At 65.9% G+C, this 12790-nt stretch carries 1 protein-coding gene (running past one end of the window); it reads left to right on the plus strand.

What is annotated here, in order from left to right; genetic code table 11:
• Window positions 1-12790, plus strand: the 5' portion of a protein-coding gene (locus tag ACLJQ7_RS25820; protein WP_410650747.1) for an EndoU domain-containing protein. The gene runs 14873 nt beyond the window's last position; 12790 of the gene's 27663 nt are visible here — the first part of the coding sequence; the start codon lies at window positions 1-3; its stop codon lies off the right edge, out of view.

Genomic DNA, 12790 nt, shown 5'->3' on the forward strand with positions numbered 1-12790 from the left:
ATGAAGGGCGGCGTCGGCAGCGGCAAGGGAGGCGCCGAGCGTAACGGTCCTGGGGACGAGTCCGGCGCTTCCGGAGTCTTCAAGCCGACCGAGCTTCCGGACGATCTCCAGAGGTTCTTCCAAGTGGTCGTCGGCCTGCGCTGGCCGGAAGCCAACCTTGAAGGAATGATTTTCCTTCGAGATCTCTGGCGAGATTACGGCGCCGCGGTCGAGGAGCTGCTTCCGGAACTTCGCAGAGCCAGGGAGAAGTTCGACGACGGCATGGACGGGAATTCGTCCGGCCAATTGTTGCGGTATATCGACGACGAACTCATCCCGCAGGCCGAGGGGCTTGTCGAAATCGGCGCCGAGTTGAAGTCGATGGTCGGGCAGACCGCCGCCGATGTCGAAAAATCCATGATCTTGCTGGTGGCTTTCGCCGTTATCGCGCTGGTCTCGTTCATCGCTCTCCTTTATTCGGTCATGCCCTTTTTGGCGGGCCTTGTCGTCACGGCTTTCCGGGAGGTCGGGAAGGCGATTCTCAAGGGCGTGGTCCTGCGGTTGCTGCAGCAGGCGCTCGCGAAGGCAGGCCCCGCCGCGCTCGCGGGGCTCCGGGAGCTTTTCAAGAAGGCGCCCCACATTCTCTTGAACGCGGTCAAGTTCGGTGCCGGTGGTGCGGCGTTCATGGCCGGGCTGGACGCGTCGATCCAGGGCATACAGCTGGCGCCTGGCGGGCTGCGGGAGGAGTTCGACAGCAAGTCGGTCTGGAAAATGGGCGCCGGCGGTGCCATCGGCGGTGCGGGAGCCGGCATCGTCAGCGGTATAGGGCGGACGCTGTCGAAGCAGTTCCCCAAGGTCCCGAAGAACTGGCGCGCGTTCGGCCACGTCGCGCACGCGCTCGGCCAGGCACTCGCGATCGTGCTGACCAACCCACTGGTCTTCCTCGCCACCGGCGACGACGGCGAGTGGTGGGAGGGCATGCTCGGCGAGTTCGGCCCACTCGACCACGCCGGCAACCACGGCAAGAAGATCGCCAAGCACCTGCTGGAGCACCTCCCCGACCTCACGGACTCGCGCGGGCTCACCATGCGGATGGAGACCGACGCTCCACCGTCCGAGGGCGGCGGGCACGACACCAAACCCGCGCCGGAAGGCGACCGTGATTCCGAGGGCGGCCAGGGCTTCTCGGACAAGGCTGGGGCAGGCCGTGACGGCGACCTCACCGCGGAAGACGCGCGGACCCGCTCCGAGAGCGCGGGTCATGACGACAACCGGTCGGTATCGTCGGTCGACAGCGCACGATCCGAGTCGGCCGCGAACTCCCCGGCGACCGGTGCGCCCGGCGGCGCGATGCGGCACCTGCCGGTGACCGGAGCGGACAACCAGCGGTTCGGCACCGTGTTCATCCAGGAACAGGGCGGTGCTTCCGCGCAGCAGGTGCCGATCTCGAACGGTCAGGGCGCACAGGCAGGCAGCGCCGGTTCCGGGCAGCCGCGAGGTTCGCAGCAGTCCAGCCCTGGCGCGGACTCGCGCCCCGGACCGTCCACGAAAGGCGATGCCGGCCAGTCCGTCGACGCCGCGTCCGCACGGCCGGCTCACGGGAACGAGACAGGCCAGGAGACGCTGTCCCGGTCGGTCGGACCGCGCGAACAGGCGGTCTCCGGCGGAGCGGACTCGGCGCCGGACGGCGGGAAGCAGCCGCCGGGACACGAGTACGTGCCGGACGACTCGAACCAGATCCGGACCGTGTCGGAACGGGGGCCCGCCGCCGAGGCCGGGCAGCCTGACGGGTTCGCGGGACACCAAGGAAGTTCGCCGCGTCAGGAGAGCGGGGCGCCTCCGGTCTCCACTGCTCAGCGGCCGCCGAGCCAGCAGGGCACACCCGAAGCTCCCGCGGCCAGGGCGCCAGGCGGTGAACAGGGCCAGGGTATGAGCCCGGAACGGACGGTCGAATCGCGGCTTACCGATCCTGGCCCGGAGCACTCTCTCGACCAGCGGCGAACGGACGGCGAGCCGCAGGCCGCACCGGAGGGCTCGCCGAAGCCGCCAGGTCGCCAAGTCGATGTGAAGTACTCGGATCCGGCGGCCGCTCAGCGCCAGGACGGTCCGGGCACGGACCAGGCCGGCGCGCCGCCCGTCGTTTCGCCGGGTTCCGCGCAGACACCGGGCGGGGAGCAGCCCGTCGTGAGCAAGTCATCCGCCGGCAAACCCGACGGCTGGCAGCCCACCTCGCAGCCGTCGGGAAGGGCGAGTTCGGTCGGTGACGCGCTCGCGACCCAGCGGGTACCGGGCGATTCGGCAGTGGTGAAGGCGGCGCTCGAGTCGGATGGTGCCCCGGTGCCGGGCAGTGACGTCGAGGACGGGTCGGCGGGTCTTGTGGACGAAGCCGCTCCGCCGCCTTATGAGCCTCCGCCGCCGTCATATGCCGAATTGCTTGGCTTGCCGCCGGAGATAGGCGGTGGCAAGGGGTTGGGTGACAGGGGCTTGACGGTTTCGTCTGGGCCGGTGAAGGCGGGGCCTGGCCAGGATGTTGCGGGGTGGCTGGGGTCTCTGCTGGGTGAGCGGGACGGCGGGTTGACCGAGGTGGAGACGCGGGAACTGGTCGGCCGGACGGTGGGTGATCTCACGGTGTTCCCGGTGGGGCTGCCTGCGGACCAGCCGCAGGGTGCTGATGCCGGTGTGGGGAGTTCCGCTGCGGGTGCGGGTGGCGGTGGAAGGAAAGAAACGAAGGCGCGTGCTATCGAACTCGGGGTGAAGCTCCTTGGCGAGAGCGAAGCAGGTGAGAAAGTCGATTGGAGAAAATATGACGAGTACCTGAGGAAGAACGGAATCCCTGTCGACGAGATCTCCGTCGACATCAAGAAACACTGGTTTCGAGAGGTTAAGGAGCAGGCCGGTAAGCCGATTCGGGTTCTTGGGAAGCTTGCCGATCGCGCGGCTCTGAAGGCGCGTGCGATCGAACTCGGTGAGCAGTTTCTTGCCGAGAGCAAAGCAAAAGGCGAAAGAGTCGATTGGAGAAAATTTGACGAGTACCTGCGGAAGAACGGAATCGCGGTCGACGGGTTTCGCCCCGGAACCAAGAAGAAGTGGCTTCAATCGGTTAGGAGGAAGGTCAGTGAGCTGCGGGTTCGTGGGAAGGGTGTCGGTCGTGAGGATTTGAAGGCGCGTGTCCGGAGCTATTTAGCTACAAACCGTGATGCGTCGATGAAGTTGATCAGGTCGGCTTTGTTCAGTCAGCCGGTCGATGGTGTAAAAGAGGGCGTCGAGGACAGCGTCTTGTGGTCTGTTGTGCAAGAGGTCAGGGCCGAGCTGGGTATCTCGCGCAGACACTTGCCGAGCCTGTCGAAGTCGTCGTCGAAGCCGTTGGTGATGTCTCTTGTTCAGGGGTATTATGCCGAGGCTTTGCGGACAGGCGGGAGGCCTATTGGGGTTGGTCTTGTCAGGTATTTCCAGGCTGCCGGATATGGTTTGAGCGCGTATACTGCTCGCGACTATCTTCGGGAGGTTGGTAATGAGCTGGCGATTGCTGGTGTGAGTAGTGTTTTTGCTGCTTTTGTGTCGGGGGCGCGGGGGGTGGTGGATGTTCCTGGTGGTGATGTTGTGCGTGATCGGTTGGTTGGTGAGCTTAGGGGTAATTGGGGTCGTTATGTCGATTTGCCGAATGGTTCGGAGGCGATTACTGAGCTTGGTTCGGGTAGGTCGTTGGCGGGGTTGGATGAGGTGGTGTTGACGGCTTTGGCCAATGTGTTCGGTGTGGGTGTCCGTGTGTTGGAGGGGGGTGGTGGGTATCGGGATTATGGTGGGGAGTTCGTGGGGAATGGGACTGTGGTGTTGTTTCATGGCGCGGAGGGTGAGGGTTTTTATCTGGGTGTGGCGCAGGGTAAAGCTCGTGCCGAGGAAATTGTTGATGGTGGCGTGGAAGAGGGTGTTGCCGGCGGGCCTGGTTTTGCTGGTCATGGTCCGACGGAGGGGCAGTTGGAGTTTTTGGCTGGGTTGGGGTTCGATCCTGTTCCGGTGGCGCCGTCCGGTGATAGTTTGTTCGCTGCTCTGTTTGCTGTTATTCCGGATGCTGAAGCAGTGTATGGCTCGCCGGAGAGTTTGCGTAGCAGTGTGGTCGAGTATTTAAGTGAAGATTCACATGCTGCCCGTTTTAACGATGGTCTTGAAGAGATCTTTGAAGTTTATGTCGCTGCGCTGGGTCAGCCGGGTGTGCCTGTCGGGGGCCTGGCGGATTTGGTCGTGGACGCGGTGGCGGAGATGACCGGTTTTCGCGTGGCGGTGGTGGATGAGTCGGGTGCGGTGCGGTCGCATCAGTCCGACCAGTTCGGTGGTGGGCCGGACGCGGCGACTGTGATGTTGCTTCAGCGTGATTTGGATGGTGGGCATTTTCTGGAGGCGCGGCCGTCGCAAGGGGTTGGCGTGTCTGGCGGGGTGGTGGACCCGTTGGTGTTGCCGGGCGAAGGGCCTGGGTTGCGGGGTGGTGCGCCGCTGCCAATTCAGCAGAAGATTTTCCCTGGTGAGTCGCCTTCCGGTTCGTCGAGTGGAGTCGCTCGGCTGCCGGCGTCGCGGCTGGAGCCGGAGGGGTCGTCCGGTCCGCCGCCCGCGGCAGAGCCGGAGCCGGAGCTGGGGTCTGGTGGTTGGCGGGTTGAGGATTCGTCTGATCCGGGGTTCTTCTCGGAATTGAAGTTCGATGTGTTCAATGAGATCAGGAATGTTGTTCGTCGCACATATTCCGGTGATGTGGACGGGTTTGCCAACGGCTTGGTTCGTGGGGTGGATTTGGAGGCGCGGTATGCGTGGGTTGATTCGGCGGCGTTGCGGACTCCGGGGCGTCCCGCGACGATTATTGCCGACGAACTGCTTCGTGAGCGTAACCATTCTGGGGTAGCGGAGCCGGAATCGGAGGGTCCGGCGGAGCCTGGTTTGGTGTCTGGGAGTGACGTCGAGGATGGGTTGACGGATTTTGCGGACGAGGTTGCTCCGTCTGCTTATGAGCCTCTGCCGCCGTCTTACGTGGAGTTGCTTGGTTTGCCGCCGGGTGTGGTGGGCGACAAGGGTTTGGATGGTGAAGGTTCGACGGTTTCGTCTGAGCCGGTGAAGGCCGGGCCTGGCCAGGATGTTGCGGGGTGGCTGGGATCTCTGCTGGGTGAGCGGGACGGCTGGTTGACCGAGCTGGAGACGCGGGAACTGGTCGGCCGGACGGTGGGTGATCTCACGGTGTTCCCGGTGGGTCTGCCTGCGGACCAGGGGGAGGGTGCTGATGCCGGTGTGGGGAGTTCCGCTGCGGGTGCGGGTGGCGGTGGAGGGAAAGAAACGAGGGCGCGTGCGATCGAACTCGGGAAGCAGCTTCTTGACGAGAGCAAAGCAAAAGGTGAAAAAGTCGATTGGAAAAAATATGACGAGTATCTGAGGAAGAACGAAATCCCGGTCGACGAGACCCCCGTCGAAACCAAGAAAAAGTGGTTTCGAGAGGTTAAGCGGCAGGCAGGTGTGCCGTTTGAGGTTCGCGGGAAGGGCGTCGATATTGAGGATTTGAAGGCACGTGTCCGGAGTTATTTGATTAAAAACCCTGAGGCGCCGAAAAGTTCGATCAGGTCGGCTTTGTTCAGTCGGTCGGTCGATGGTGTAAAAGCGGGCGTCGGCAATAAGGTCTTGCGTTCTGTTGTGAGTGAGATCAGGGGCGAATTGGGAATCTCGGACCTGCGTTTGCCGGTTCTGTCGGCACCGTTGGTGATGTCTCTTGTTCGGGAGTATTATGCCGAGGCTTTGCGGACGAACAGGCAACCATCCGGAAGGGAACTTGTCGAGTATTCCCAGGCTGCCGGATATGGTCTGAACAGGAACACTGCGACCGGCTATGTTCGGGAGCTTGGTGGTGAGCTGGCGATTGCTGGTGTGAGTAGTGTTTTTGCTGCTTTTGTGTCGGGGGCGCGGGGGGTGGTGGATGTTCCTGGTGGTGATGTTGTGCGTGAGCGGCTGGTTGGTGAGCTTAGGGGTAATTGGGGTCGGTATGCCGATTTGCCGAATAGTTCGGAGGCGATTACTGAGCTTGGGTCGGATAGGTCGTTGGCGGGGCTGGATGAGGTGGTGTTGACGGCTTTGGCCAATGTGTTCGGTGTGGGTGTCCGTGTGTTGGAGGGGGGTGGTGGGTATCGGGATTATGGTGGGGAGTTCGCGGGGAATGGGACTGTGGTGTTGGTTCATGGTACGGGAGGTGAGGGTTTTTATCTGGGTGTGGCGCAGGGTAAAGCTCGTGCTGAGGACGTTGTTGTGGAAGAGGGTGTTGCCGGCGGGCCCGATTTTGCTGGTCATGGTCCGACGGAGGATCAGTTGGAGGTTTTGGCTGGTTTGAGGTTCGATCCTGTTCCGGTGGCGCCGTCCGGTGATAGTTTGTTCGCTGCTTTGTTTGCTGTTATTCCGGATGCTGAAGCAGTGTACGGTTCGCCGGAGAATTTGCGTAGCAGTGTGGTCGAGTATTTGAGTGAAGATTCGAATGCTGCCCGTTTTAACGATGGTCTTGAAGAGATTTTTGAAGTTTATGTCGCTGCGCTGGGTCAGCCGGGTGTGTCTGTCGGGGGTCTGGCGGATTTGGTCGTGGCTGCGGTGGCGGAGATGACCGGTCTTCGCGTGGCGGTGGTGGATGAGTCGGGTGTGGTGCGGTCGCATGAGGCTGGCGGTGTGCCGGGTGCGGCGACTGTGGTGTTGCTTCAGCGTGATTTGGATGGTGGGCATTTTCTGGGGGCGCGGCCGTCGCAAGGGGTTGGTGTGTCCGGCGGGGTGGTGGATCCGTTGGTGTTGTCGGGTGAAGGGCCTGGGGCGCAGGGTGGTGCCCCGCTGCCACCGCGGCAGGAGATCTTCCCTGGTGAGTCGCCTTCCGGTTCGTCGAGCGAGGCGACTCGACTGCCGGCGTCGCGGCCGGAGCCAGAAGGGTCGTCCGATCCGACACCAGTGGCGGAGCCAGAGCCGGAGCAGCAACCGACGGCCAAGGAGACAGCGGACGACGACGGCGCCGATCCCGGCACAGCGGCGGAGAACCGGCGGCACGACGCCGAGCCGGACTTCACCCCGGCCCGCACCCTGGGCGGTGCGAGCATGGCCGGCCGGGTCGCCGAAGTCGACCAGGCGGTCGGTGATCTGCGGCGGCTGCTGCCGGAGGCGTCGAAGATCACCGGCCTGGACGCTATCCAAACCAAGCTGGCGGAGCGCCCGGAGGAGCTGGCAGGCGGTACCGGGAAGTGGTTCGAGGTCACCGCGGGCAGCCGGAAGCTCGACGTCCTGGTACGCACGGAGTTCGATTTCGGCCAGGCTCGCGAGCCGGGTGCGGATTCGCCGGGACAGGTGTCCGGGCGCCACGAGTCGTCGGACAACACCGCCGTGCTGAACCGGACACTCCATCAGGACCGTGCGCACCGGGTGATCGCCGTCATGCCGACGCCGGGAGTCGGCTTCTTCGGTGCTATCAAGGCCGTCGCCACCTTCCTTCGTCCGAACACGACGCGGGACGAAACGGTGACGCGCGAGGCCGGCCACACCGTCGAGTACGAGGTGCCCCGGCGGTTGCGCAACGCGGAGGTTCCGTTCCGGACAGTGGTGTCCGTGTTCGACCGCGGCAACGCGATCGTGCAGGAGCGGACACTGGGCCGCTCCCCGATACCGGCGCCGATGACCGTGCCGGAGAGTCTTCCTGCGCCGCAGGCCGACGGCTGGCGGCCGGTCGGCCGTCGGCTTCCGCGCGCCGGGGTCATCGATGTGCACCTGGACCCCCATGCGCCGGCGACCCACAAGGGCAAGAACCTTCAGCAACCGGGGACCTTCGGCAAGGTCAAGTCCTACCTGCGGAAGGTGCTGCCCCGCCTCGACGAGGCTGAGCAGAAGATCGTCCAGGAGTTCCTCAGCGACGCGGTGATAGCGCAAAAACTGCAGTCGATGGAGATCACGCCGACACAGCAGGAGGACGGGGCGAGCGGGTGGGTGGACGTGGGCACCCTCGTCAAGGGCGCCAACAGGTTGAAGGCACGGCGGACCATCCGGGCGCAGGTGCAGATGCGGTTGGTGACCCGCCGACACCAGCATGTCGAGGACGTCGACGGGCTGAAGGTCACGCGCACACGGCGCGAAGGCGACGGCGTCGCGAACACCACCAGCGCCACTCACCAGAAGATGCTCGAACTCGCGGGCGGCGCGCTGGGCGATTTGGGAGTGGTCAAACCGGCCGGTGGGGGACAGGTGATGGGCTCGGGGGCGAATACCCACCAGTACACGTCGAAGGCGAAGAACACCGGCAAGGACGTCAAGACCACCACGGAGAACGGCGTCATCTGGTTCGCCGAGTCCGATGTGGAGGTTCGGGTGGTGGGCAGGCCGCCGATCACGTTCCGCGGCGCCCTCACCTCCTACCGGGTGACCACGGCCGAGGAGGCTCGGGCGACCGGAATCGTCGCCGGCCCCGCGGGGCCGACGACGGCGGGAGCGCAGCCGCCCGCGGTGCTGCACCGCGCGATGCTCGAACACACCGGGGCGGGCGACCGGCTGGCGAAGCTGGTCATCGAGACGCTGCGGAAGGTTCCAGGGCAGGGCGAAAGCCGGCTCTGGAGGTGGGGAGACACCGATTTCCTCGTCGATCCCGACGACCCGGCCGTCACCGGAAGGCTCAGCCGCGAGCTGGCGGAGCAGGTCGGGCGAGCCGCCGAGGCGCGGAGGAAGCTGCGCGACGATCAGCTCGGCGCGAGCCCGGTGACCACCCTGGCGTTCAGGCGCGAGGGCACGAGGTACACCGACCACGTGCTCATCGAGGTCACCAGGGAAATCGAGACCGCCGTGCGGGGCGACCAGGTCGACGGTCAGCGCGGCCCGGAGACCGTTCGCTCGACCGAGGGCACAACGGATGTCACCCGGCGAGCGAAGAAGTCTTTCGGCGGGGCGCTGGTCGGCCGCTTCTACTTCGCGGCTCTCGGGTTCACACAACTTCTGGACGTGAAGTCCGGCGTCACCACGGCCACCGACCGGTCCACGAGGATCGGCCGGTCGGTCGAAACGGAAACCACGAAAACGGTGGGCCATCCCGGTCCGGACGGCACGCTCGGCAGTGAGCCGTCCCGTCGTTACACCGGAACAGTGCGCTACCGGCTGGACGGCGAGTTCTGGCGGGAAGACAACGAGGTCGTCACGGAATTCCGTTCGCGGCGGGCCGGCGTACCGGAAGAACTGATCTTCGGCGACGGCTCGCCGGAGGCTTCCTCGGTCGAAGTGGACTTCGACACCCTGGTCTCGGACGTCGACACGCTGATACCCGAACTGAGCCGGCCGCGCGACCCGCGGATCAGCGAACCGAGCCCGCTCGATGACGTGGCGATCAACCACGACGGGCCTCCGGCCACGGACCGGCTCCGGCGCACCGGCGATCGCCGGCTCGACGGTGTGCGGACGGAGCGCGAGGACGGGGCAGGCCGCCGGGTGGCGCTGGGACAGGAGCTGGTCGGCAAGGTAGCCCGGTCGCCGTTGGACGGCAGCCAGCTCGCCAGGATCAAGGCCGGCCTCGGTGCCGCGAGCGGCTTCGGCAAGTTCAGCGTCTTCGACGTCTCCCCGCCTCCGGTCACCCACGGTTCCGGCCAGCGCATCGTCCTGGCCGAGTCGAATATGCTGCTCAACCCTCAGGAGCTGGGGTACCGCAGGTGGACTGAGACCAGCCACACCGAAACCGGTGCCACGGTCATCGAGTCCCAAGACGGACGGCAGTGGAGTTTCGACCCGCTGAAGCTCGAAGGCGTGCTCGTCACCATCGGTCCTCACAGCGGCCCCGGTGGTGCGGGAGTTTTCGAGGGCAAGCCGGTTTCCTGGCAGACATCGCGTACGGCGGGGCAGCGCGCCGAGCCCGCCAACATCACCACGCGCGGCTCATGGGCAGAGCCGGAATACCTGGTGAGCGTGACCAAACGGACCTTGCAGGTGGTGGAAAGCTCGTTCTACGGCAAGGCGGGCAGGCGTACGGTGAACCGGCACTCGCCTGCCTGGAAGCGGCTTTTCGAAGGGCCGGGACCACGGCCCAGGGACGAGATCACCCGCGCGGCCCACGAGTTCCACGAAGAGAACGTCCTGGTCTGGCTGACCTCCGACCAGCTCGCCGCGGTACGCGAGAACGCCGATCTGGAACAGCAGCGGCTCCTGCTGGAAGAGTTGCCGTTCCCGGAACCCGGTACGGAGACGCCTCAGGCAGCCGAGGTGAACGAACCCCCGGCCGCGACGGCCCGGACCACCCCGTGGCGGCCCGGTCTGAAGTCGCCGACCACACCGATCGACCTGACCGAGGCCATCCCCCGACTGCGGCGCGCGCTGGCCGAGCACTCCGACATCGGGCCGGAAACCGCCAACCGGATCTTCGAGCCCACGCCTGCCCGGAGCAAACACGACAACCACACCAGGGCCGAGGAGGTCCTGGCCAACGCGCAGCAGCACCTCGATGAGGCCGGCAGGGGCCACCTGGCCGTCCCGTTGCCGGTGGCGGAGAAGACATCCCGGCAGACCTACGAGTTGTGGATCCAGACCAGGCAGAAGGGGCTCGCGCGCCCCGGTGAACCGGCGCCGGGAGGTCTGGCCTTCACCAACCGGCTCCCGGAAATCAGCAGCCACGCGCGTGGGCGGAATTGGACGCACGCCGTGGTGGCCGCGACCACCTTCGGACTCGTCACCTTGTCCGGCGAGGACAGCGACGTCAGCCATCCCGGGTATGGGGCCGCCGGCGCCGGCGGGACGACCGAGCACCATTTCGGGGCCGTGAAGACGGAGACCGAAATCGAAACCGTCGGAACCGACGAGCAGACCGCCGCGATCTCCGGCTCGAGGGAGCGGACGACGGCCGAGCTCGAGTTCGACATCTCCGTCCGGCGCGGCGACACGGTGTACGCCCAGGTCCAGCTGGTCCGCGAGGTCGCCGTGGAACAGCCGGTGGAAGAGGAGTTCTCCCCCGCGCCCGCCGAAGAACGGCTCGGCACGGTCGGCGACCCCGCGATCCGGAAGCAGGACGTGTCACCGCAGGCCCTTCGCCGGTGGCACCGTGAGCCGGGCCACCTGGCAGCCCCGGACCCGGGAAAGTCCTTTGTGGAGGAGGTCTACCTGGACCCGGACCGGCTTGCCGCCATCGCGGGACAGGGGATCACCGAGGGCGGCGGTACCGTGTCGAAACAGCTTCGCCGGGAGCTGGCCGCATCCTTCGGTTACCGGATGACGAAGAACGGGCTGCTTCGCGCCATGGGCGACGACGGCCTGCCCATCCCGGGGAACCCCGCGCTCGGCCTCGACCTGGTCCTGCATGCCCGTCCCGGCAAGTCCGCGCGGCTGGGCGTACCCAGCGAGCGCGTCGAACTCGGCGGCAGGCCCACCGAGACCACGAAAGAGACGCACAAGACCGAATTCACTTCGCACCATCACGAGTCCGCCGTCCTGCTGGGACCGATGGGGACCGGCCTGCCGGTCTTGCCTGCCTTGGTGCGCCCGATCGCCGAAGGCAGAACCGTCAGCGAGAGCGAGCACACCAGGGAGCAGGACAACACCCCGCGGACCTGGGACAAGCTGTCGGCGGACGAAGCCAAGCTCACCGGATCCTGGCTGGAAGATCTCGAATTCCTGCTGGTGGTCAAGCCCACGGCGAAGTTCGGCCTCAAACATGCCGTGGTGGCCGAGTTCCCGGCCGAGAACGCCGCGCGGATCCGGCGCGCCGACCGCAACGATCGGATCCCGTCCTACCTGGCCGAGGCGACCAGGATCTTCGCCCAGCGGGACCAGGTATGGAACGACGCGGCACGGCGTTTCGCCGCCGCCCGATGGCGGGCAGAGCAGGCGGCTGAGCTGGACCGGCTGCTGTCGCTGCCCCGGCCGCACAGCGAGAACGACGCCGCCAAAATCGACGTGCTGACCAGCCAGGGCGTTCGTGCCGAGGACAGTACCGGTGCGGAGCAGGCCGCGCGGGACGCCGAAGACGCGCTCGCACGGGCAGCCGACGCACGTCGGCTGGCGAAGTCCGCGTATGGCGCGGCGATCGCCCGTGCCCACCAGGCCGTTGTGGTGAAGCCGGAGCCGGACGCGACGATCACGGCCGACCGGACCAACCTGCAACGGCTCGAAGACGACACACGGCTGACGCGGATCGCCCATAACCTGCTCGCCTCGAGCGGCGAGAGCCACGCGCCGCGACTGGAACTGCGTGGCTTCGGTGACCTCACCACGACGGACGCCGTCAAGGATCACCTGAGGGACGTCATCAAGCGGCTGGACGACCTGGTCGGCCTGGCGGGGTCCGAGAACGGGCACCGGCCCACCCTCTCCGAACTCGGCGTCCAGGTCCACATCAGCTACGTGTCCGCCGACGGGCCAGTCCAGGCGCAGGTCTGGCTGGACAAGGGAGAACGCGTCGATTCGCCGGGTGAGGAGGTGGACGAGGCGGTGCTTGCCGGGTACCGGGAGCGGCTAAAGGCGTTGTCGGGCCCTGGTGAGAGTACTGCTGTTTCTGGGGTGCGTGGGCCGGTGTTGCCGGAGGATCCTGGTGCGGGGAGCCGGGATTGGTCGTCGGGTGAGGTCGATGAGTTTGTCGCTCGGGCGCGTGAGTGGTGGTTCGGGTCTGAGGGGGTGGGTGCGGATCGTGGTTCGGCGGAGCGGTTGTGGCGGGATTTGGGGCCGGGTTTGGAGGGTGGTGGGGTTCGGTTCGATCCGGGGCGGCGGGACGCGGCGGTTGTGGCGGTGGCGTTCGCGGAGCGTTCGGGGTTCGGGCCGGATGGTCTGGCGGAGCTGGTCGGGCGGTTGCGGCAGTGGGCGTGGGTGC

The organism is Amycolatopsis sp. cmx-4-54, assembly GCF_046548895.1.
Lineage (GTDB): Bacteria > Actinomycetota > Actinomycetes > Mycobacteriales > Pseudonocardiaceae > Amycolatopsis.